The organism is Mycobacterium sp., assembly GCF_025965855.1.
Classification (GTDB): Bacteria; Actinomycetota; Actinomycetes; order Mycobacteriales; family Mycobacteriaceae; genus Mycobacterium.
In genome coordinates this window covers 1-22131 of sequence record NZ_JAOPWB010000340.1, presented here as the reverse complement: position 1 = coordinate 22131, position 22131 = coordinate 1, and the positions used below count along the sequence as shown (strand labels likewise).

At 64.6% G+C, this 22131-nt stretch carries 17 protein-coding genes and 3 pseudogenes; 8 read left to right on the top strand and 12 right to left on the bottom strand.

Going from position 1 to position 22131, the window contains the following annotated elements:
* The 3 genes from JWP83_RS29380 to JWP83_RS29375 form a co-directional block, all read left to right on the top strand.
* Positions 1 to 863: ketopantoate reductase C-terminal domain-containing protein (locus tag JWP83_RS29380; protein ID WP_297738614.1), on the top strand; the 863-nt coding region annotated here is incomplete at its 5' end.
* Positions 864 to 991: 128 nt separating this feature from the next.
* A complete protein-coding gene (locus JWP83_RS31395) occupies positions 992 to 1285 on the top strand; it encodes a 4-oxalocrotonate tautomerase family protein (RefSeq protein WP_367185698.1) in 294 nt (97 codons plus the stop codon).
* The gene (locus JWP83_RS29375) at positions 1263 to 1481 is read left to right on the top strand and encodes a hypothetical protein (protein ID WP_297738612.1); all 219 of its coding nucleotides are present in this window, start codon (positions 1263 to 1265) and stop codon (positions 1479 to 1481) included. The genes JWP83_RS31395 and JWP83_RS29375 overlap by 23 nt, the downstream gene beginning before the upstream one ends.
* A 512-nt stretch (positions 1482 to 1993) precedes the next feature.
* Here the strand turns inward: JWP83_RS29375 and yidD are convergent.
* The 12 genes and pseudogenes from yidD to JWP83_RS29315 all read right to left on the bottom strand — a co-directional run.
* Positions 1994 to 2092: pseudogene (yidD, locus tag JWP83_RS29370) on the bottom strand (membrane protein insertion efficiency factor YidD); the annotation flags it as partial.
* Positions 2092 to 5457: pseudogene (gene dnaA / locus JWP83_RS29365) on the bottom strand (chromosomal replication initiator protein DnaA); the annotation flags it as partial. The pseudogenes dnaA and yidD, both read right to left, overlap by 1 nt.
* Complete coding sequence (locus JWP83_RS29360; protein WP_297738610.1) at positions 5454 to 6680, bottom strand: hypothetical protein; 1227 nt, start codon at positions 6678 to 6680, stop codon at positions 5454 to 5456. The pseudogene dnaA and the gene JWP83_RS29360, both read right to left, overlap by 4 nt.
* Before the next feature lie 327 nt (positions 6681 to 7007).
* The gene (locus tag JWP83_RS29355) at positions 7008 to 10094 is read right to left on the bottom strand and encodes a replicative DNA helicase (RefSeq protein ID WP_297738608.1); all 3087 of its coding nucleotides are present in this window, start codon (positions 10092 to 10094) and stop codon (positions 7008 to 7010) included.
* A gap of 536 nt (positions 10095 to 10630) precedes the next feature.
* A complete protein-coding gene (gene rplI, locus JWP83_RS29350) occupies positions 10631 to 11089 on the bottom strand; it encodes a 50S ribosomal protein L9 (RefSeq protein ID WP_297738605.1) in 459 nt (152 codons plus the stop codon).
* A gap of 31 nt (positions 11090 to 11120) precedes the next feature.
* Positions 11121 to 11375, bottom strand: a complete 255-nt coding sequence (rpsR, locus tag JWP83_RS29345; protein WP_297738603.1) for a 30S ribosomal protein S18 — start codon at positions 11373 to 11375, stop codon at positions 11121 to 11123.
* Positions 11376 to 11417: 42 nt separating this feature from the next.
* Positions 11418 to 11939 carry a single-stranded DNA-binding protein gene (locus JWP83_RS29340; protein WP_297738601.1) on the bottom strand — a complete coding sequence of 174 codons (522 nt, stop codon included), beginning with the start codon at positions 11937 to 11939 and terminating at the stop codon, positions 11418 to 11420.
* Between the two features lie 103 nt (positions 11940 to 12042).
* On the bottom strand, positions 12043 to 12333 hold the full coding sequence (gene rpsF, locus JWP83_RS29335; RefSeq protein ID WP_297738599.1) for a 30S ribosomal protein S6: 291 nt from the start codon (positions 12331 to 12333) through the stop codon (positions 12043 to 12045).
* 123 nt (positions 12334 to 12456) lie between these two features.
* Entirely contained in the window at positions 12457 to 13098 is a 642-nt protein-coding gene (locus tag JWP83_RS29330) for a DJ-1/PfpI family protein (protein ID WP_297738597.1), read from the bottom strand.
* Positions 13095 to 14744, bottom strand: coding sequence for a glycosyltransferase family 87 protein (locus JWP83_RS29325; RefSeq protein ID WP_297738595.1), 1650 nt, complete (start codon positions 14742 to 14744; stop codon positions 13095 to 13097). The genes JWP83_RS29330 and JWP83_RS29325 overlap by 4 nt, the downstream gene beginning before the upstream one ends.
* Positions 14741 to 17218 (bottom strand): transglycosylase domain-containing protein, encoded by a 2478-nt coding sequence (locus JWP83_RS29320; RefSeq protein ID WP_297738616.1) that lies wholly within the window; start codon positions 17216 to 17218, stop codon positions 14741 to 14743. Before JWP83_RS29320 ends, JWP83_RS29325 begins: the two co-directional genes overlap by 4 nt.
* Positions 17219 to 17387: 169 nt before the next feature.
* A complete protein-coding gene (locus JWP83_RS29315; protein ID WP_297738593.1) occupies positions 17388 to 17822 on the bottom strand; it encodes a DUF5318 family protein in 435 nt (144 codons plus the stop codon).
* A gap of 124 nt (positions 17823 to 17946) precedes the next feature.
* On the opposite strand from JWP83_RS29315, the pseudogene JWP83_RS29310 reads away from it, so the two are divergent.
* The 5 genes and pseudogenes from JWP83_RS29310 to JWP83_RS29290 form a co-directional block, all read left to right on the top strand.
* A pseudogene (locus JWP83_RS29310) lies at positions 17947 to 18813 on the top strand (DUF1707 domain-containing protein).
* A 136-nt stretch (positions 18814 to 18949) separates the two neighbouring features.
* Complete coding sequence (locus JWP83_RS29305; RefSeq protein WP_297738591.1) at positions 18950 to 19492, top strand: PadR family transcriptional regulator; 543 nt, start codon at positions 18950 to 18952, stop codon at positions 19490 to 19492.
* Between the two features lie 63 nt (positions 19493 to 19555).
* A complete protein-coding gene (locus JWP83_RS29300; protein ID WP_297738589.1) occupies positions 19556 to 20662 on the top strand; it encodes an inositol-3-phosphate synthase in 1107 nt (368 codons plus the stop codon).
* A 239-nt stretch (positions 20663 to 20901) separates the two neighbouring features.
* Positions 20902 to 21819 carry an alpha/beta hydrolase gene (locus tag JWP83_RS29295; RefSeq protein ID WP_297738587.1) on the top strand — a complete coding sequence of 306 codons (918 nt, stop codon included), beginning with the start codon at positions 20902 to 20904 and terminating at the stop codon, positions 21817 to 21819.
* Between the two features lie 16 nt (positions 21820 to 21835).
* Positions 21836 to 22131 (top strand): LLM class flavin-dependent oxidoreductase (locus tag JWP83_RS29290; RefSeq protein WP_297738585.1); only part of this gene is annotated, 296 nt, incomplete at its 3' end.

Here is a 22131-nt window from a genome sequence, read left to right as displayed (position 1 = left end):
TGATCGCCGGCGGGCGAGACGTCACCTTCCTGGTCCACCCACCGGCGTTGGCGCGGCTGTCAGCCGAAGGTTTGCGCGTTCGCCACGTCACCGGTCTGCAGACCATCCCCGTCGATGCCGTGACAGTCTCAGAGCTTCGTGGTTGCTACGACGTCATCGTAGTGGCGGTGCGGACAAACGTGGTCTCCTCGGCGATCAACGACGTCAGCCAGGCCGTTGCACCCGGCACGCGGATCGTGCCAATCATGAACGGGATCAGCCACCTGTCGATGCTCACCGCGGCATTCGGGCTCGAAGTCGTGTTGGGTGCCGCGGCGAGATTGGCGACCTCACTGCGTGCGGACGGCACAATCGAAGAAATCGTTCCGGGCGTTCAACTCGAGCTCGGCCAGCTCGACGGCGGCCGCTCGGATGCCTTGAGCCGCACGACCGCCGAGCTCGCCGTCGACAACGTTGCCGTAACAGTCCGTGACGATGTGCTGGCCGCTATGTGGGAAAAATTCGCGTTCATCACCGCGAACGCCGTCCTGACATGCCTGGCCGGCGACACCATCGGCATCATCGCCCGGGCACCAGGCGGACGCGACTTAACGCGCAGTGTCCTAGCCGAGGTCGCCGCTGCTGCAGCCGCAGACGGACATGCCCTGGCAGGTTCGGTGCTCGCCGGGCTTGAGGGTAACCTCACCGACCCATCTTCGACCTTCGGACCATCGATGCTCCGTGACATGAAAGCCGGCCGGCCGATCGAAGTCACCGTCCTTCGCGACTTCCACGACCGCGCCCGCCAGCACACCATCCCCACGCCGCTGCTAGACGCGGCACTGGTCGTGATCGACGTCCATAACCTCCGCACTGCCGCGTAGCCTTCGACTCCGAGCAGCCATGGCGCCCCAGATTCGCTACCACGCGGGCGGCCGAAAGTCATCAACGCGGCAGATGCGCAGCCGCTGGGTCGAAGGTTGTTGACTATCGAAGTTGTTCACTTGTGGGGATGCTTCCTCCGGCTGAAAAGGAGAAATTAGTGCCAACATACGTTTGTTCCGTCCCGCCAAGCCTCCTCGACCCCTCACAAAAGACGGAGCTTGCGAAAGCCATCACCAATCGTCACAGCCAGGCAACCGGAGCGCCGCCATTCTTTGTCCAAGTAGTGATCCGGGAGGATCAAACCGAGCAACGTTACTTAGGCGGGAGAGCCAACCTCAAATCACATCTGGATACGGGCCGATATACGTGCCGGCAGAACAGAAAAGCAGCGAGCCGCCATGGTGCTGAACATCCTCAATGATGTCAACCGCATCTCGAAGGTCCCCCGGGAATCGATTTGGGTATACGTCTGTAATCTGGCGCCCACCGACATGATTGAATATGGAAACATCCTGCCCAACCCGGGAGACGAGGCGGCATGGTTTGCGTGCCTGCCCCTCTCGCTCCAGAAATATTTGATATTACTGGGAACGACGAAAGACACTTTCACCTTGTGAGGAGCGAACGCTCGCACTGTAATTGGACCGCTTGGGAAATCTATTGATGTAGCTTCTCAAAGTTCATGTCATACCGCGATGCTCTGACCTCGGGCAAACGCGGCGTGTCTCACGAAATGTCATCCCCGATCTGTCTCATCATCGTGTCATTTTTCACGTGGGCTTATTCGCGCAAACCTCAACACCTGCGCTACGCGGGTTTGTACAAGGCCTTACCTGCAACCGCTTTCGTCACCTGACATCTCGGGCCTGTCCTTCCGGGCGGAATCTGGAGCAGGACAATCATTTACAGTGCTATCACCGGCGAGACCACCGGCGTAAACCGCGCCCGCGCTTGGCACCAGGCACCGTTGACGCGGCCACATCTCGGATTCGTACGCCTCGGACCCGCTACCTGCCGAATCGCCTCTGCGCCACCTGCCGGGTGACGCCGAGCGCCGCGCCGCTCGCCGTCCAGGTTTCACCCGCAGCCCGCGCCGCGCCCACCGCAACAGAGAGATCGGCCTTCCGCGCTCGTGTATCAGGTCCCATCCTCCCCGATGCCACGGGCCGCACTTCAGCAGTCGCACCATCGCCAGCCATCCGCCCCGCATCAACCCGCACTCAGTCAGGTGCTGGCGTCGGCGATCAGGTCGCGCAACACGATCTCGGCCAGAGCCTTGTCGATCGGCGCCTTGTTCAACGATGCGAATGCGGTGACACGGATCAGCGCGCCTTCGAGTTCCCGGATGTTGCGTTCGATGCTGCTGGCGATCAACTCGATTACATCGCCGGGCACATCGAGCCGCTCCATCTGAGCCTTCTTGCGCAGAATCGCGATGCGCGTCTCCAGCTCAGGCGGCTGAACGTCGGTGATCAGACCCCACTCGAACCGGGTTCTCAGCCGATCCTCAAGTGTCGCAATCTGTTTGGGTGGCCGGTCGGAGGAGATCACGACCTGCTTGTTGGCGTTGTACAGGGTATTGAAGGTGTGGAATAACTCCTCTTGGATGCCTTCCTTGCCCTCGATGAACTGGATGTCGTCAACCAACAGCACATCGACGTCCCGGTAACTGCGCTTGAACGACGCTTTGCGGTCATCGCGCGGCGAGTTAATGAAGTCGTTGGTGAACTCTTCGGTCGACACATATTCGACGCGCATGCCCGGAAACAGGCGTTGGACGTGGTTGCCGGCTGCGTGCAATAGATGTGTCTTGCCGAGTCCGGATTCACCCCAGATGAACAACGGGTTGTAGGCCCGGGCCGGCGCCTCAGCAATCGCGAGGGTCGCGGCGTGAGCGAATCTGTTGGAGGCCCCGGTGACGAAGGTGTCGAAGGTGTATCTGCGGTTCAGATTGACCGCGGGGGGCTCGCCGGCGGTGGTGTTTTGCGGCCGGTTCGAGAAGTAGGTCGGCCGGCATTCCTCGGCGCTGGCGAGGGCATCCGAGACTTCGTCGGGTTCTGCGCTGGCGGGTCCGGCGGCGAAGCCGTTGATGCCGTCGTCGTGCCATAGCGTCCACGTTGACGTTAATTCCAGCCGGTCCTCGATGTGTGCGAGGGTGGTTGCGAGTTCGGGTATGTCGTAGTGCTCGGCGACCGATCGGCCGATGCTGACTCCCCATCGAAGCATCGGGACGCGGCCGTGGGTTGCGAGTTCTTGTAGCCGCTGCGGGTTGGGCCGGGACAGCAGCGGATGCGTGCGGGCATGCGAGGCACTGGTATTCATGGCATACGCATGCCACAGGATGACAACGTCGGGAACCCCGCTTGCGGTCTCGCCATCCTTTGCGACGCGTAACCATCGTTCTAGAAGCTTTTCCAGCGGTTCGGTGAAGCCGTTTATATAGCAGCCGTAGCTCGCGGTGACAGCCAGCGTTGGGTCGGCGGCAGACTTGAGCACGTTCCATGCGCTGTCTTCGGTGAGCGCATGCAGCCGACCCGCGCATACAAGCAAGTCCCACAATGGCGACGGGTCGATGCTCAACGGCTCGACACGCGGAGCAATCCGATTGTCGAAGGCCAGGTTTGGTAGGTACATCGGGAAATACAGGGACGATGAGTTGGAGGGGGCAGCAAGTCTGCCTATCGGCAAATACTTCGGGGTTTTTGCGTACACCGTCACCGCACCCAGCCGCTCGCCATGATCCTCCAGGGCCGTCCAACCGTCGGTCGGGCTCGCGCCTTCCAAGACCTGCTTGGCCACCCCGCTCGGCGCGGCGAAGACCTCGAGCTGTTCGTCGGAGGTAACCGCGAGCGCGAACGCCGGCCGACCGGCAGCAATAGCTTCAGCTGTGTGCGACCCCGGTTTCAGGACAGTGTCGCGCAGGGTGTTTCTGATGGGCGGCAGTCCCACGGTTTCGGGGAACTCAAGTCTCGGTTGGGATTTCGTCGGGTCATCGGGTGGTTCGACGATGGTGGTCCATCGGCCCCACGGTAGGTCCAGCTCGACCAGCGCCGGGCCTAGACCACTGATGGCGACTTGTCGGCGGTTTGCGAGCTGGTGCAAGGACATGGAGACGCCGTCGATTCGTACGTCGTCTCGGTCAGCGGCGAAGCCGCCCAGGGCGTCGGCGTGTGTCAGATCGAGGTCGATGTCGAGCATCCAGCCCTGCCAGCGCGGTTCGGGGGGTGGCAGGTGCTGGAACTCGATCGAGGTGTGCACTTCGCCTGGGGTGTTGATGTCGATCGCGTCAGCGATTCTCTGGCTGATGGCGGGCAGTAGTTGTTCGTCGCCGACTTGTGTGCGCAGTACCGCGCCGGTGCGGGACGGGGACAGCCAGATGGTGTCCTGGGCGTCTTCTGCGGCAATGACGTCGGATGCGGCGTTGACGGCGTCCGGCGTCATCGCTGCGACGACTGCGTTGTCCCTGCCGATGGTGGTCACTTTTAGTGTCTGGCTGCTCCAGTCCTTTTCGAGCGTGAACACGATGTCGCGACCGTCGCCGGTGGTCCTTTTGAGTGGGTCGGGATCGCGCCAGTCGGTTGACGGCCTCAGGTCGCACCACCCGATCAGATTCATGTCGATGGGCAAGACGGTGGTGAATGGCAGCTTCAGTGAGGTGTCCGTCACGCCGGGAACCGTGCGCCTCCACAGGTACTGTCGCGACTGCAGGGTGACGGAGTCGATGTCTACGACGGCGGCGGCGGGATCGACCAGGGTTTGCAGCGCCACTGTGCCTTTGGGCGCGACGGCTGCGACGATGGCTTGGCCGTCGGCCGGACCCTCGTCCAGCCGTTTGATGCCGGGGTGTTGCGTCGGGATGATCTTGGAGACGGAGGGACTCACAATGTTGGTGATCGCCGTGTACAAGTCGATTTCGTATTCGCCTGTGGTGTCGTTGATTACGGTGCATCGCGGGTTTGGGGAGATCAGGTTGAGGGTTTCGAGCAGCTTCGCGGTGAACAGTCCGCGACTGTTGGGCTCGGCTGCGGTTTCTCCTTGGGATGCTGCGCGTGCGAACCATTGGCTGACGCCCTCTAGCGGTGCGCCGACTTTCGCGCCAGGGTGTCTGCCGGCCTCGACGGTTGGGCGGTCCGATGGCGGGTAGGCGTAGTTGAGGCAGCCGTCCATGACGATAAACTGCCGATCGTATTTCCTACCCCGCAGCAGATCCGCCAGCCAGTCGATGCCGTAGTTGGTCAGCGCGTTGTGGTCAGCCTCTTTGGTGAGGAAGACGCATCCGCCGTCCAAGAGGTAGAAACCGTGCCCGAGCAGGAAGACGAATAGTCGAGATCCGTTGTTGTCCAACAGTGTTGATAGTGATGTCCAGATTTCGGGCTCGGTGCAGCCACGAGGCGGGATGCCGAGGGCCTTCAGTGGTGCGAGGGCTGCAGTACATGGGGAGGCGTGTAGCAGAATCCGGTCGTCTTTGACGCCGAGGTCGCGTAGCCAGCCGACCACTTCGATGGCGTCGAGCACGGCGCCCGCGAGCGGTGTGACGTTGTCGTAGACGTCGATGCCGATGACCAGCGCCCATGTGGTGTCGGCGTCGTTCATGACGGCAGGTGTTGCTCGAGGATGTTGTAGAGGCTGTCCTGGGCCCAATAGGCGCTATGGGACGCGGGGAACGGGACGTCGGCTTTCAGCGCTACGTCGTGGATATTGGTGGCGGCGGGGAAGACTCGTTGCGCGCAGAATGACAACAGGTCTTCGGGGTTGTAGATGTTCAACCACGGCTGAAATGGCTGGGCGTCGGGTTTGGTTGGCGATAGCGATGCCAGCGAGTCCATTAGATATAGGTAGGGGGCTTGGGAGCCGACGGTGATGAGCAGATCGACGGGCAGCTTCGCGGCGCCGCTTGCCGCCGCGGGGTCGGCTAGCAGATCGACGGCGGCGATGCCACCCAGACTGTGCCCTAGCACCACGACCTTGCTGTCGCCGGAGTGGTCGCGGATCACCTTGGCGATGTAGTCGCGGACGACGGCGCCGTGTTGCAGGTAGAAGCTGACGTCGCGTAGAAAGTTGCTCAGTGGGCCCATGAAGTCCTGGCGTCTTTGCATGGCGACCTTGGTGGCGATTTCACCGACAACGCGTTTGGCGGCGTCGGTGAAGATGCCGCGCTGGCCGTCAGGGTCCAGCGCATTGGCGACGGCGATGACGAGGTTGTCGCGGGCTGCCGGGTCATACAGGGCCAGCGGGGGCGGGGAGTCGTCGTTCAGCGGTGCGCTGAGCACGATGGCGACCGTTGCGCGAGAAGCGACCTCCGCGATTTGACCCAGGCTGCCTGCTTTGTTGGCGGCCGTTGCGACCAGCGAGCTGCGCGCGAGTTCCAGTCCGGCGCTGCTGACCTGTTTCGCGGACACGCCGGCCGCGGCGGCGTCGTTGTGGTCGAGTGTGAGAGATTGCAGCCGCTGCAGTATTCGGGTCGACAGGGTTTGTGCGGTTGGATCGATCTTTGCGCCTGCGCTGGTCGCGCTCGTCATGCTCGGTCCTACTGCGAGTACGCGGAGCTCGGCGTAGGGGTCGGCCATCAGCAGTTTCCACAGCGCCGCCGGATCCTCAGGGATCGGGGCTCCGGGCAACTGTGCGCCCCGCGTGGACGGTGGGAGGGCCGGGGAGATATCGAGGGGTTCAGGCCCCTTGGCCCGGCCCCATTCGATCGGGACGATCTGTTCTGGCTTCCAGGCCAGCAGCCGCGCCCCGCGCTCGCGCAGTTGTTGTATCGTCGCGGCGACATCGCGCACACCAGTTCCGTGAATGAAATAGATCGTGTAGCTCACAATCGCCCTCCCGTCGAATGCACTCAAACGATACCGTGCTTACTGTGCCGCATTCGCCGCCGCAAACTTCGCGGAATCTACGGATTGAAGCGCCTCCGGGCTCGTGCAGTCATTGCTCAGCACATCGGGTCGATGCCGCCCAGTTGGTACTCGTCAAGGCATGCATTTCGTTGCGGGGCACGCTGGAATTCGAGAATCTCACTTTCATGTCCAAATGGACTCCGAACAGAACACCGACGAGGAGCGTTTTGAGAATCTCAACACTACGCTCAAAGGTGTTGTGCCGCAAGGGATTTCGTCATGATAGACGATGATCTTGAACGGACCTCATCTGGCCATGTTGGCGAATCGTGACAGGTGCAGCTGGTGTGCGACTGTGACCGTCTTAGTCGGGCCGTTGCGGTGTTTGGCGAGAATGAAGTCCGCCTCTCCCCCGCGCGGATCGTCGCGCTCGAATGCGTCGGGGCGGTGCAGCAGGATCACCATGTCGGCATCTTGTTCCAAAGAATTATGAGCCGCGACACCGTTGGCAACGAAATTGTGTGTCCCACTTACGGTTCCATCGTAGACATCTTGTTCTCCAAGGCTAGTAATCTCTACCACCCTGTCCCAGAACACGTGATTTGTGGCCAGCGTGTGAATATCACTGTCATCGAGCAGTGCCGCGGCACGGTGCAGCCTGGATCGGCTTGGAGAGTGCTTCCACATCGTAGATCCGCAAAACTGCGTACCCATAGCCGAAGCGAACTGTCGGTGTGTTATTTGCTTAGCAGAGAGCACCGTTCGAACTTGCGCCCAAACCTCCTTCGGGACGGTGTCCAGATTTGTGTTGCGCACCACGCTTTTGAGATGAGACAGGACCTCTTGTGCCGCTGCTGCTTTCGCCCCATGCACACCGACGTGATTAAGGAAACGCGTCTGATTCTCCGCACCGTAGATGAGCAGGTGCCACGAGTCACGGTAGCCAAGCTTTGGTGGGTGCCTAATCTGTGCAAACACGCCTACCCTAAGCAGTAGTTGGGCCACATCGTCGATAAGGCGTCGACTGGTCGATGCGTAGTAGATCCGCGCTTGGCCGACCTTTGCGTCCCACCGCACTGACCCGTCGGTGGCCCAGAGGTGACGCAGGAACAACGCCACCTGGTCGTTGTGCGCACGAAAGACGGCCTCGGGCACGAACTTTTCGTAACTGCGCCGCCCGAACAGCCCCAAACCATCGAGCCAGGCCGCGATGGGATTGCGCCGACCGCGTGCCAGCCGATCCGGCGAAGGCAACCGCAGCGTGGTCACCCGCGCCGCCGGGTATTCGTCGCGAACCGCGGTCACTCCGAAGTGCGCGGCGGACACAGTCACCGCGGCGAGGTTTGCCTCGTCCACCGACGCGTAGCGGATCGGTTGCCGCTTCACACACGACCCATCGCCGATCATGTGGGCAAGCAGTATCACCTCGCAGTCGTCCATCCGATGCGTGTGAACGGGTTCGGGGACGCGCCGGGGTACGGCGATGCGATCACCAATCTTAAGCTGGTCCAAGGGAGTCCAGCCATCGAGCATCATGAACGGATGGTTGCCGGTTGCCTCGACCTCACGTCCCGAGGCCAGCCGAAGCCGGAAGACCTCCTTGCGGCCGCTCGGGAAGACGTTAGTCATCGGGCGGGCGACCATGCGCAGTCGCTCGTCCAGCGACCACACCAGGGGCCGTTCGCCCGTCCGCATCAGCTCACCAAACGTCACTTCGGCGCCCGTGTCGGCGCGCAAGATCCGCGTAGATGCGGTCAGACATCCCGACTCGCGAAGGTCAGACAGCATCGGCTTCTTGTCGGTGCGCTGCTCGGGACCGCGGTTGAGCTGGCTGATGGCCACCACCGGAACTTCAAGCTCTTTCGCCAAAAGCTTGAGATGACGGGAGAATTCCGACACTTCCACCTGACGCGACTCGTGCTTTTTGCCCGACGTCATCAGCTGCATGTAGTCGATCACGATCAGCCGCAGGTCCGCCTTCTGCCGCAGCCGGCGCGCCTTCGCGCGGATCTCCATCATGGTCAGGTTGGGCGAGTCGTCGATATACAGTGGCGCTTCGCTGATTTCGCTCATCCGCCGCGCCAGCCGTGTCCAGTCGTCGTCGCTCATGCGGCCCGAACGCATGTCGGCGAGCTTGATCTTGGCCTCCGCCGACAGCAGCCGCATCACGATTTCCGACTTGCTCATCTCCAACGAAAAGATGACGCTAGCCAAACGGTGCTTGATGGAACACGACCGCATAAAATCCAATCCCAGCGTGGAATTGTGCGTCGGCACCATCCCTGGGCCGGCCAGATACAGGCGCGCGGCATTGTCCACTTGGACGCAACGCACCGGCGCACTTTCCACGCGACGCACTGAGTCGATCTGCAGTACAGGGGCTAACAAGGCGGTCGTGGTCCCAAGGGACCCGTAGCGAGGCGTCCCGCCGGCCGCAGCAATCGTGTCCCAACCGCAACGCAACTGAGCCGACGTCCGGATCCCGCGAATCGTCGGCCATTGGTGCGCGGCATCGGCGACGATCGCCGTTCCATCAGAGAATTCGATCTGGTAGCACGGGTGCCCCAGCATCACCTCCGTCGCGGCCACCACCCGCGTCGGCATTCCGTCGGCATCGAGCAACTCGTCGCCGACCGCAACATCGCCCATCGTGGTCCAGCCGGTCGGTGTCGGCAGCGGTGTGTCCAGCGCGAGCGCCTTACCCACACCGGGTCGGGCCGCCACGATGATCATCTGACCGGGATGCAGGCCGTTGGTCACCTCGTCGAGCTCGGTGAAGCCGGTCAGCACGCCGCGCGACACGCCACCGCTCGACGCGATGGCGTCGATCTCGTCCATGGTCGGTTGCAGCAGATCCTCGAGCGGAACGAAGTCCTCGGAGAGCCGGCGGTCGGCGACGTCGTAGATTTCGGCCTGCGCCCGGTCGACGATCTCGGCCACGTCGGCGCCCTCGGCGCCCGCGTAGCCGTATTGCACCACCCGCGTCCCGGCCTCCACCAACCGGCGAAGCAGCGCCTTCTCGGCGACGATGCCCGCGTAGTAGCCCGCGTTGGCCGCCGTCGGCACCGTCGAGATCAGGGTGTGCAGATACGGTGCCCCGCCGATGCGGCGCAGCATTCCGCGGCGGTCCAGCTCCGCGGCCACCGTAACGGCGTCGGCCGGCTCGCCGCGCCCGTAGAGGTCCAGGATCGCGTCGTAGACATTCTGGTGCGCAGGGCGATAAAAGTCGCCCGGCCGCAGCCGTTCCAGCACATCGGCGATCGCGTCCTTGCTCAGCAGCATCCCGCCCAGCACCGACTGCTCGGCGGCCAGATCCTGCGGAGGCTGGCGACCGAACTCTTCATTGGGCGGCGGTGAACCCATGCCAGGCGCCAGGTCATCGACGACCGCCACGGACTCTCACCTCCCCTGACACGCGCACACCCGAACATACATTCGATAACTGATATCCGCAGCGTAAGTCAAGGCCCCGACACCCAACGATCCATCGCACCCATATCGCACCGCGCGGGGACGACGGTAAACGTTGCTGGCGAGTACTTAAAGGGGCCGCTGTTCATAAGGCTGTGCATCGTGTGTGCATATCCTTCGACACCTGTGTTGAGCGGGGTGTGGAGAACCTGTGGATTAATTCGAGGCGCTGCGACATCGCTGCTGATAAGAGCAGTACAACCCACCACATTTGGTGTGGACAAGAATCTCTACGGCGTGTCGTCGCAGGTTACTGCGCCGGGCGTGTTGGCTTTCGGCCACATTTTCGCCGCGTTACGAGGTGGTTAAGAGGTTCGCCCGGCGGTACCGCTGAAATAGTTCGCCAGCCGACCAACCCCGCTAGCCTTCATAGCCCGGACCAAGCGCTCGCCAAGCGCCAGAGGGTTCGGCGGCGGCCGAGTTGCGGCCGCCGCTTCGAGAGAGCAAACGCTACTTAGTTAGCTGTCCACGACAACGTCGAGCGCGACCTCGGCGTCGACCTCGGGGTGCAGGTGCACCGAGACGCCGTAGCTACCGACGGCCTTGATGTGCGTCTTGGGCAGCCGCACGACACGCTTGTCGAGGTTCGGTCCGCCGGCCTTCTTGATGGCGGCGACGATGTCACCGGCGGTCACCGAGCCGAACAGCTTGCCCGAGTCGCCCGCGGCCTTGACCGGCAGGCTTATCGGGCCCAGCGCATCGATCGCCGACTTGATTTCGTTGGCGTGCTCGAGATCGCGCACCGTCTTGGTTTCGCGGGCCCGCCGAATCTCGTCGGCCTGCTTCTGCGCGCCACGCGAGGCCTGGATCGCGAGGCCGCGAGGGAGCAGGAAGTTGCGGCCGTACCCATCCTTGACTTCGACCGCGTCCCCGACAGTCCCGAGGTGGTCGACGTCAGCCGTCAGAATCAGCTTCATCGTTCAGACACTTTCCGTTGGGCTTCGGCGATCAACGCGCCGAGGAGGTGAAGGGCAGCAGAGCCACCTCGCGGGCGTTCTTCACCGCGATCGCGATGTCGCGCTGGTGCTGCACGCAGTTGCCGGTGACCCGCCGGGCGCGGATCTTGCCGCGCTCGCTGATGTAGGTCCGCAGCAGCGTCGTGTCCTTGTAGTCGATCGCTTGGCCCTTTTTGGAGCAGAAGACGCATTTGCGCGCCTTGATCGGCTTTTCCGGAGCCGGGCGCCGCTTGGTGGACTTAGGCATGTCTGTCTTTCTTTCCGTTTACTACTCGTCTGAAGTTTGGGTTTAGAACGGTGGTTCTTCATCGCCGCCGCCGAAGGATCCCGAGGCCGGGGCACTGCCCCACGGGTCATCCCCCGATCCGCCGCTCGGTTGTGCGGCCGGCGCCGGGCGAGAGCCGCCGCCCCCGCCTGAGCCGAAACCACCGCCTCCGCCGCCGCTGCGGCTGGCCTTGTTGACCTTGGCGGTGGCGTACCGAAGCGACGGTCCGATCTCGTCGACCTCGACCTCGAAGACCGTGCGCTTCTCGCCCTCGCGGGTCTCGAAGGAACGCTGCTTGAGGCGACCGCTGACGATCACCCTGGCGCCGCGAGTGAGGCTTTCCGCGACGTTCTCGGCGGCCTCCCGCCAGATGTTGCACCGCAGGAACAGCGCCTCGCCGTCCTTCCATTCCCCGCTCTGCCGGTCATAGATGCGCGGCGTCGATGCCACGGTGAAGTTCGCCACGGCAGCACCCGAGGGAGTGAACCGCAGTTCGGGGTCGGCGGTCAGGTTGCCGACAACGGTGATAGTGGTGTCACCAGCCACTGGGTCCTCCTAGGTCCGCCTTTGGACGGGGGTTGGTCATGAACGTAGTTTCGCCGAGCTTGAACAAGCCTAAGCAACGGCGGCGACAGCGGGCATTCAGCTTTTAGTGCTTGTCGGTGCGCATCACTTTGGTGCGCAGCACCGACTCGTTGAGGCTCAGCTGGCGGTCGAGCTCGGAAACCGTCGCCGGCTCGGCTTTCACGTCGACGACGACGTAGATGCCCTCGGCGTGCTTGGCGATCTCGTAGGCCAGGCGGCGCTTACCCCAGATGTCGACCTTGTCCACGCTTCCGCCATCCTTGCGGACGACGTTGAGAAACGTATCCAACGACGGGGCAACGGTACGTTCGTCGAGCGTGGGGTCGAGAATGACCATGATTTCGTATGGACGCATGGGAACCTCACCACCTCCTCTGGTCTGAGCGGCCACGGTCGATCCGCGGCAGGAGAGTCGCCTGCGTCGGCAACCGCCCCAGGCTACCGGACGTGGGGGTGACCGGCGAAATCAGCGGTGGAGTTACTGCCGGCGTTGGTGATATTCCTTGGCTCTGGCCTTGGTCGCCTCATCAGCTTTGGCGAGCGCACCTGAGTCGAACGGCGGCTGCGGGTCGTATTCGATGAGCAACTGGGCGGCCTGCGCGGCAAGTCGGTCGACAAGGAGCTCGACCAGCCGCAAGGCCATGTCGATGCCGCTGGACACCCCCGCGGCGGTGATGATCCGCTGCGGTAAGTGCTCGACGACTCGCTTGGGCACATACCGCGCGCCCAACTCATTGAGCAGATCCGCGGCAGCAAAATGTGTCGTCGCGGTGAGTCCGTCCAGCAGGCCCGCGGCGGCCAGCAGCAGCGCCCCGGTGCACACCGAGGTGGTGAGCGTGGTGTTCGGATGCACCGATCGCAGCCAGGCGCGGATGGCTTCGTCGTGGATCAGCTGGCGGGTTCCGATGCCGCCGGGGACCACCACCACGTCGGGAGCGCCGACTTCGTCGAAGGTCGCGTCGCAGCTGACGCCGAGCATGCCGTTTTCCGTGCGCACCTCACCCCGGCGATGCCCTACGAACACGACATGGATCGATGGAATGCGTTGCAGCACTTCGTACGGACCCACGGCGTCCAGCGCGGTGAACCGGGGGAACAGCGGGATCGCGACCAGGGTCATGATTGCCCCGCGGTCGCTGCTTCGGTGTCCATTTCCGGCGCCGGCGCGGCCGGGCGCCGCAGCCCCGGCGGACGCAGCCAGGAGGGCAACCAGCCGGGCGGGGCGTCGGACGCGCGGTCAAAGGGGCCGCCCGCCGGATCGTCCACGCGCCCGCCCCAGCGCACCAGATCCTCCTCGGGCCGGTAGATCTGCCGGAGGACCAGCGCGCACAGCGCCACGACCGCGATGTCGCGCAGCAACACCGTCGTGGTGAAGAACTGCTCCGGCAGCCCGCGGCTGGGGTTGCCGTACAGGAAATACATCCGGGGCACCCATACCAGGGCGTCAATCGTCATCCAGGCCAACAGGATTCGTCGATGCGGCAACGCCAGCACCCCCAGCGGCACCAGCCACAACGAGAACTGGGGGCTCCATACCTTGTTGGTCAACAGGAAGGCTGCCACCACCAAGAACACCAGCTGCGCCACCCGCGGGCGTCGCGGGGCGGTGAGCGCGACGTAAGCGATCGCGGCACAACATAGCGCGAACGACACCGCGACCACCGCGTTCAATACGGTCGGTGGCTCCCAGAAGCCCAGCCTGGGATCGAAACCGCGCCAGCCGGTGAACGACTTCACCACGTTGTACAACGAGTCCATGTCTTCGCCGCGCCGCGTGTTGAGCCGGAAGAATTCGGACCAGCCACGCGGAAAGAGCACCAGCACAGGCAGATTCACCAACAACCAGGTCGCCGCGGCCGTCCCCGCCGTGCGCGCCAGGGCGCCGAGGCGACCGGTCCGGACGCCCAGCACCAGCATCGGGCCCAGGAATAGCAGCGGGTAGAGCTTGGCCGCGGCGCCCAGCCCGATCAGCACACCGGCAAGCACCGGTTTGCGTCGAGCCCAGGCCAACAGGCCGCCCATGGCGAAAGCCGTTGCCAGAGCATCGAAGTTGGTGAATATTTGAAAGATCACCAGCGGCGAGGCGGCCACCAGGACGGCATCCCATACCCGCCGCCCCGACAAGCCCGCGGTCGCCCAGACGGTGGCCAGCCAGGCCAACGCCAGGCCGAACGCCGCGATGTCGAAGAACATCACCACCTCGGCCACCACCGGCAGGGGGGCCACCTTGCTCACCGCGGTGTAGGTCTTGGCCACCGCCATCGACACGTACTGATAGACGCCGGTCAGCACCGGATACTCCATGTATCGCACCGCGGGCCGGCCATCATAGCGGGTCTGCGGCGCGCCGCTGGCGGCGGTCTCGATCCAGCTCGACTTGTAGGGAAACTTGCCCTGGCTCAACAACTCCGCGCCGTAGAGGGGCACCGTGTCGGAGTAACACAATTCGTAGTAGGCGCGTTGGTTCTCCCAATTGGCCACCCGCTGATCACCGGCCCCGGTGTCGGTGCTCTGCAGGCACGCCGCCTTCGTCGACCAGCCGAGCGCCAGGAAAACCAGCGCGATCAGGAACATGACCCGCACCGGGGTCATCACCCGAGCCCGGCCGATGAGCGCGTGCCGGCCCACCGCTCCCCCGACGACATCGGCCAGCGCCGCGCCCAAAACGTCCGTGCGGCTGGGGCAATCGCGGTTGTCGGCGCTGCGCAGATCGACAGCCAAGGGCTGCGGTGAGATGGGGGTGCTCTGCTGCCGCGCGGCGGTCACGGCGACGGTGGGGGCGCTTGCGGGCCACCCGGTGGGACGCCGGGAGGCTGCAGCCCGCCCGGCTGGGGCCCGCGCGGCTGTGGGTAGCCCGGCTGTGGGTAGCCCGGCTGCGTGCCCCCGGGCGGCGGCGGTGCGTTGGTGATCGTCGTGGGTGGACCGACCGGGATGGTGATACCCGGCGCCACCTCGATCGTGGGCTGAATGACGGTCTCCGACGGCAGCGCGGGCGGCGGGGGCGGCGCGGCGGGCACGCCCGCGTATCCACCGATCTCGCTCGGCTTGGGGAAGCTCTCGTTGGAGGTGCCCTTCAGGGCGCCGTCCATGGTCGACTTCCAAATGTCCGACGGCAGCCCGGAACCGTAAACCTCTCCGCCCGAGGCCGTTACCAGCGGCACGTTGTCCTGCACGGTGCCAACCCACACCGCCGTCGAGAGCGACGGCGTGTATCCGACCATCCAGGCATCCTTGTTGGCCTGGGTGTCGCCCAACTGCGCCGTCCCGGTCTTGGCGGCCGAGGGACGTCCGCCGGCCAAGTTGTGCCCACGCGAATAGCCCGCGATCGGCTGCATCGCGGCGGTGACGTTATCGGCGACGCCCTTGTCGATGCGGTTCTCGCCGCTGTTGGTGGAGTTGCCGGCGTCGAAAAGCACTTGGCCTTCGGCATTGACGACCTTTTGCACCAGGTGCGGCCGGTGGTAGACACCGGACGCGGCCAGCGTGGCGTACGCCGATGCCATGTCGATGGGTCGGGTTTGGTACTGGCCCAGCACAATTCCGTTGTTGGGCGGCCCGCCCTTGCCGTCCTCGGACAGCGTGTGCGCGACGCCGGGGAAGCTGGTCGCGACACCGGCTTGGTGCGCGGCGTCGGCGACGGCCTGCGGCCCGCCCTTGAGTTTGAGCATCAGCCGGTAATAGGCGGTGTTGAGCGAAAGTTTCAGCGCCTCGGCGATATTGCAGGTCCCACAGCTCTCGCCGTCGACATTGGTGATCTTGATCCCATCGACGGTGAGCGGGGCACTGTCCACCTGGTAGCCGAGGCCGATACCTTGTTGCAGCGCCGCAACAAGAGCGAACACCTTGAACGAGGATCCGGTCTGCAGCCCGGCCTGAGCAAAGTCGAAACCGTTGGCGTCAGAACCGCCGTAATAGGCGCGTATCGCGCCGTTGTGCGGGTCGATCGACACCGCCGCGGAGCGCATGTCGGTGTCCTGCCCCTCGAGGTATTTCGACACCGCCTTCTCCGCGGCCTGCTGCGCCTTTGGGTCGATCGTCGTGGTGACCTGCAGCCCCTGGGTGTTCAGGGTCTGCTCATCGATGTTGAACAGCTCCATCAGCTCTTTGGTCACCTGGCGCTCGATCAGCCCGTTGGGGCCGGTGGTCTGGTTCTCCGCGCGGGCCTGATCGGGTGGCAGGGTCGCCGGAAACACCTGTGCCGCACGGTCACTCGGCGAGAGCGCCTTGGTTTCCACCATGCCGTCCAGCACCCAGTTCCAGCGCTCCGCGGCGCCCTTTGGGTCGACGGCGGGATCCAGCGAGGACGGCCGCCGGATCAGCGCCGCCAACAGAGCCCCCTCGGAGACGGTGAGCTGCTCGACCGGTTTGTCGAAATAGGCCTTGGCGGCGGCCGAAATGCCGTAGGCGCCCCGGCCGAAGTAGATGATGTTCAGATACGCCTGCAAGACATCGTCTTTGGACCACTCCCCCGACATCTTGGTGGCGATGACCAATTCCTTGGCCTTGCGCATCAGGCCGCTGAAACCGTGCTGCGCCGAACCGACCAGCGCGTTCTTCACGTACTGCTGGGTGATCGTCGAGCCGCCCTGCAGGTCGCCGCCGCCGAAGAGGTCGTTGTTGACCGCCCGCGCGAACCCGCTGAACGAAATGCCCGGGTTGGAATAGAAGTTCCGGTCTTCCGCGGCGATGACCGCCTGGCGCACATGCACGGGCACCTGGCTGATGTTGACGTCGACCCGGTTCCCTTCGGGCGGAACAATTTTGGCGATCTGCGAACCGTCGCTCGCCAGGATCGTCGAGACCTGGTTGGTGCGGATGTTGCCCGGCTTGGGGACGTCGACGATGAAGTACGCCATCCCGAAGGTGACGATCGGCAGCAGCACCAGCGCCGCCGCGGTGAGGTAGGCCGCGCGTCGCACCCACAACCAATTGATCTGCTGGGCCCAGCTCCAATCGACCCCCGGTCGGGGGACTCTGTCACCGGGTCCCCCGGGTCCCCCGGGCCCGTCAGGCCGTCGGGGAGGGGGTGGAGGCCCTTCGGGTGGGCGGCGCCCGGACATCGGCACGTCGCGGCGCGGAGACGGCGCCGCGCGTCCGTCCAGCGCGGCCTTGACCTCTTCGAGCGGGTCACTGTGCAGCGGCGCCGACGGGGGGCGGTCCAGTGCGGCCTTGACCTCCTGGATGGGGTCGGGCCGCAGGGGCGAGCGGTCGTCGACGACGGGCGGCAGGATCGTGGTCAACCGGTCGTCGGGGGGAACCGGGCGGCGGCGGCCGGGCCCCTGGGGCGCGTCGCGCCTGTCCGGCTCCGGACGGTCAGGGTTGTCTGGCCGGTCGGTGCTCGCGTGCTTGCCCACTCGCTCAGTCGCTGACTCGTTCAGGTCACCGGGCGACTGGTCGTGGCGCCCTTCGTTACTCAATGGCCGTGCGGGCGCCGTTGCGCGCCGTCCGCGTAGTCCGGGTTCCCCTGGGGGGATGTGCCGGGCGTGCCGCGCCCATCACATACGACTTCACGAGGTGGTTCCAGCTGCAGGTCCGGCACACCTCCACCACGTGGACCGAAAACTCCTCGAATCGGGTCGCCAGCATCACCAACTCTTCGGCGGTGCGCGCCGAGCCCGACACCGCACCCAGCCGGTCGCCGAACACCCACGACACCAGGGTCAGCTGCTCCTTCCGGCAGATCGGGCACATCACCTGACTCTGTTTCCCGTGAAATTTCGCGGCGCGCAGCAAATACGGGTTGGCGTCACAGACGTCGGATACGCCGGTGCGGCCCGAGTACACCTCGGCGAGCAGGGAGCGCCGCCGAAGCGCGTAGTCCACCACTTGTCGCTGCAGTCGCACGTTGACCAGAGTACGTGGCCGCCCGCACCACCGATACGCAACCAAGGCCGTTGCGGACGTGAGCCGCGGCGATCGGCCGTCCCGTCCTCTGCCGAACCCGGACGGGACTTCGACGATCATCGGCGTGGCGAAATTGCTGGGGACACCGCTCCGTGGTGGGGCCGCATCGACGACTCGCGCCAAGGACGGCGACCGGCAGGACGCCTGCCGGATTCTCGACAATGTCCTGAACGACGGCGAGATTTCGGATCAAGAGCACCGGGAACGCGTCAGCGCGGCGACCCATGGGATCACCCTGGGCGATTTGCGGGCTTTGGTGCACGCCCTGCAAACCGATGACGCCGCGCTTCAGGCGCTGGCCGGCGCGCGGACGTTAAAGCCCCCGAAGCTCGGCGGTTTGGGCGTCCTGGCCGCCGCCTTCGTCGTGTCGGTGCTGCTGGGCGTCGGCATCGGCTGGGGCCTCTACGGCAACACCGGCTCGCCGCTGGATTTCACGACGGATCCTGGAGCAAAGCCCGACGGAGTGGGCCCGGTGGTGCTGGCGGCGCCCACCGAGCTGCTGTCGGTCGGCGGGCTGACCGGCCTGATGGAGCAAACACGCAAAAGATTCGACGACACCGAGGGATTCCGGCTGGTGATCTACCCGACCTAAGCGCTACTCGACCGCCCGGACCCCGCCGACGACCGCCGCATGCTGGCCTACAACGACCGCGGCGGATGGGCGACCCGACCCGCTCGGCCAAGAGCGCCACCGATGGTGCCGTCGCGGTTGACCTCGCCAAATTCGACGTCGCGGCCGCATGAAGAAGTCCGACATCAAAACCACGTACTTGGTGATCGAGCCCGCCACCGACCCACCACCCCGGGGACGCTGTCGCTGTCGGTGTATGTGTTGAGCGACTACGGTGGCGCGTACATCGTTTTCGCAGGTGATGGCACCATCAGGCGGGTCACCCTGCCGTCACAGCTGTCACCCCAGCCGTGTGACTAATAGCGCACCAACGACAAGTAGTGTTGTGGCGAATATATCGACACGATACGATGACGCGAGGCGTCGGACCGCTAAGTCAGTCAAAGCAACCAGCCATACCTAGCCGTTCCTATCCATTTCGAGGGGGTGTATTTCGATGCTTGAGCTTGCCATCCTGGGTCTCTTGATCGAATCGCCCATGCATGGGTATGAACTACGTAAACGGTTAACGGGCCTGCTCGGCGCGTTCCGGGCGTTTTCGTATGGATCGCTGTACCCGGCCCTGCGGCGCATGCAGGCCGAAGGGCTGATTGCCGAGAATGCCGCGCCTGCCGGCACCCCGGTGCGGCGGGCGCGTCGGGTCTACCAGCTGACCGATGCGGGCCGTCAGCGCTTCGGTGAGCTGGTGGTCGACACCGGTCCGCACAACTACACCGACGACGGCTTCGGAGTCCACTTGGCGTTCTTCAATCGCACGCCGGCGGAGGCGCGGATGCGCATCCTGGAAGGCCGCCGCCGTCAGGTCGAGGAGCGCCGCGAAGGTCTTCGCGATGCGGTGGGGCGGGCGAGCAGCTCATTCGACCGCTATACCCGTCAGCTGCACCAGCTCGGGCTCGAGTCCAGCGAGCGCGAGGTCAAGTGGCTCAACGAGCTCATCGCGGCGGAGCGGGCGCTGCCCGGCCTTTCCGAACAGACGTGAAACCCCTGCACGAACCGGCATGAGAACACCTGAGAAGAAGTTATGAAGTTAGGAGAACGCCCTATGAGTGACCACAAGCCGTTCGGGGTGCCCGAGGCGTCGGCGGAGGTACGAGTCGCCATTGTCGGCGTCGGAAACTGCGCGTCGTCGCTGGTTCAGGGCGTGCAGTACTACCTCGAGGCCGACGAGAACCACACGGTGCCCGGCCTGATGCACGTGAAGTTCGGCCAGTACCACGTGCGCGACGTGAAGTTCCTGGCCGCGTTCGACGTCGACGCCAAGAAGGTCGGGTTCGACCTGTCGGAGGCGATCTTCGCTTCGGAGAACAACACGATCAAGATCGCCGACGTGCCGCCCACCAACGTGACGGTGCAGCGCGGCCCCACTCTCGACGGCATCGGCAAGTACTACGCCGACACCATCGAGCTCTCCGACGCCGAGCCGGTCGACGTGGTCAAGGTCCTCAAAGAGAACAGCGTCGACGTGCTGGTGTCCTACCTGCCGGTGGGCTCGGAGGAGGCCGACAAGTTCTACGCCCAGTGCGCGATCGACGCGGGCGTGGCGTTCGTCAACGCGCTGCCGGTGTTCATCGCCTCGGACCCGGTGTGGGCCAAGAAGTTCGCCGACGCCGGCGTCCCGATCGTCGGCGACGACATCCAGAGCCAGGTCGGTGCGACCATCACCCACCGCGTGATGGCCAAGCTGTTCGAGGACCGCGGTGTGCAGTTGGACCGCACCATGCAGCTCAACGTCGGCGGAAACATGGACTTCCTCAACATGCTCGAGCGTGAGCGGCTGGAGTCCAAGAAAATCTCTAAGACGCAGGCGGTGACCTCGAACCTGCAGCGCGAGTTCAAGACCAAGGACGTGCACATCGGGCCGACCGACCACGTGGGCTGGCTCGACGACCGCAAGTGGGCCTACGTGCGGCTGGAGGGCCGCGCGTTCGGTGACGTGCCGCTGAACCTGGAGTACAAGCTCGAGGTGTGGGACTCGCCGAACTCGGCCGGAGTCATCATCGACGCGGTGCGGGCGGCCAAGATCGCCAAGGATCGCGGGATCGGCGGCCCGGTGGTCCCCGCGTCCGCCTACCTGATGAAGAGCCCGCCGCAGCAGCTGCCCGACGACATTGCGCGGGCCCAGCTCGAAGAGTTCATCATCGAGGGGTAACTCTCCTGCACCGGTGTGCGGTGGGGTCGCGTTCCGCGGCCTCACCGCACATTGGTTTTCGGCGGCTTTCGGTGTGCGCTGAGGGCTTTCGGTGTGTGCTGAGGGCGGAAAATCCGCGAAATCCGCGCCGTGGATGCACACGCAAAGCCCTAGACGCACGAGCAAAGCCATGGATGCACACGCAAAGCCCTTAGACGCACATCTGGCCGCCCAAAGTAGTGTCAGAGACCGTGACCGAGATGCCTGAAGACGGACTGGCAGAATTGTCTGAGTTCTCGCTGCTGTCGGAAAACGCTGAGCAGGCCGGGGTTCCGGGTCCGCTGCCCGACGTCGAGCGGGTCGAGTCGGGCACCGCGGAAAGCAGAATCAGCGCGCTGCGCTGGGGCGCTCCCTCATTTGAAAGTCCTCCACGCATCGTCTTCCTGCACGGCGGCGGGCAAAACGCGCACACCTGGGACACCGTGATCGTCGGTCTCGGTGAGCCGGCGCTGGCCGTGGACCTGCCCGGGCACGGGCATTCGGCATGGCGCGAGGACGGCGACTACTCGCCGCAGCTGAACGCCGACGCCCTGCTGCCGGCGCTGCGCGAGCACGCGTCGAGCGCCGACCTCGTCGTCGGCATGTCACTGGGCGGGTTGACCGCGATCCGGCTGGCCGCGGTGGCACCCGAACTCGTGAATGAACTCGTCCTGATCGACGTCACCCCATCGGCGTTGCAACGCCACTCCGAGCTGACCAAGGAGCAGCAAGGCACGGTGGCGCTGATGCAAGGTGAGCGGGAGTTCCCCAGCTTCGAGGCCATGCTGGACCTGACCGTCGCGGCGGCACCGCACCGAGAGGTCAAGGCGCTGCGCCGCGGCGTCTTCCACAATTCCCGCCGGCTCGACAACGGCAACTGGTCCTGGCGCTACGACGCCATCCGCACCTTCCCCGACTTCGCCGGCCTGTGGGACGACGTCGACCGGCTGTCGGCACCCATCACCCTCATCCGCGGCGGTTCATCGGGCTTCGTCACCGACGGGGACGCCGCCGAATTGGCCAGGCGCGCAACCAATTTCCGCACGGCACACGTCGTCGATAATTCGGGCCACTCTGTGCAGAGCGACCAACCCCGCGCAGTCATCGAGATCCTGCGCGGGGTGCTCGACGCTCGCTGAGCCTACGGTGGGTGTCATGACTCCCGACCGTCCTATTCGTATCGGCGTGCAATTGCAGCCGCAGCACGCCCCGCATTACGGCCAGCTCCGCGACGCCGTTCGCCGCTGTGAAGACATCGGCGTCGACATCGCCTTCAACTGGGACCACTTCTTCCCGCTCTACGGGGATCCCGACGGCCCGCATTTCGAATGCTGGACCATGCTCGGCGCCTGGGCCGAACAGACGTCACGCATCCAGATCGGCGCGCTGGTGACGTGCAACTCCTATCGCAATCCCGAGCTGCTGGCCGACATGGCCCGCACCGTCGACCA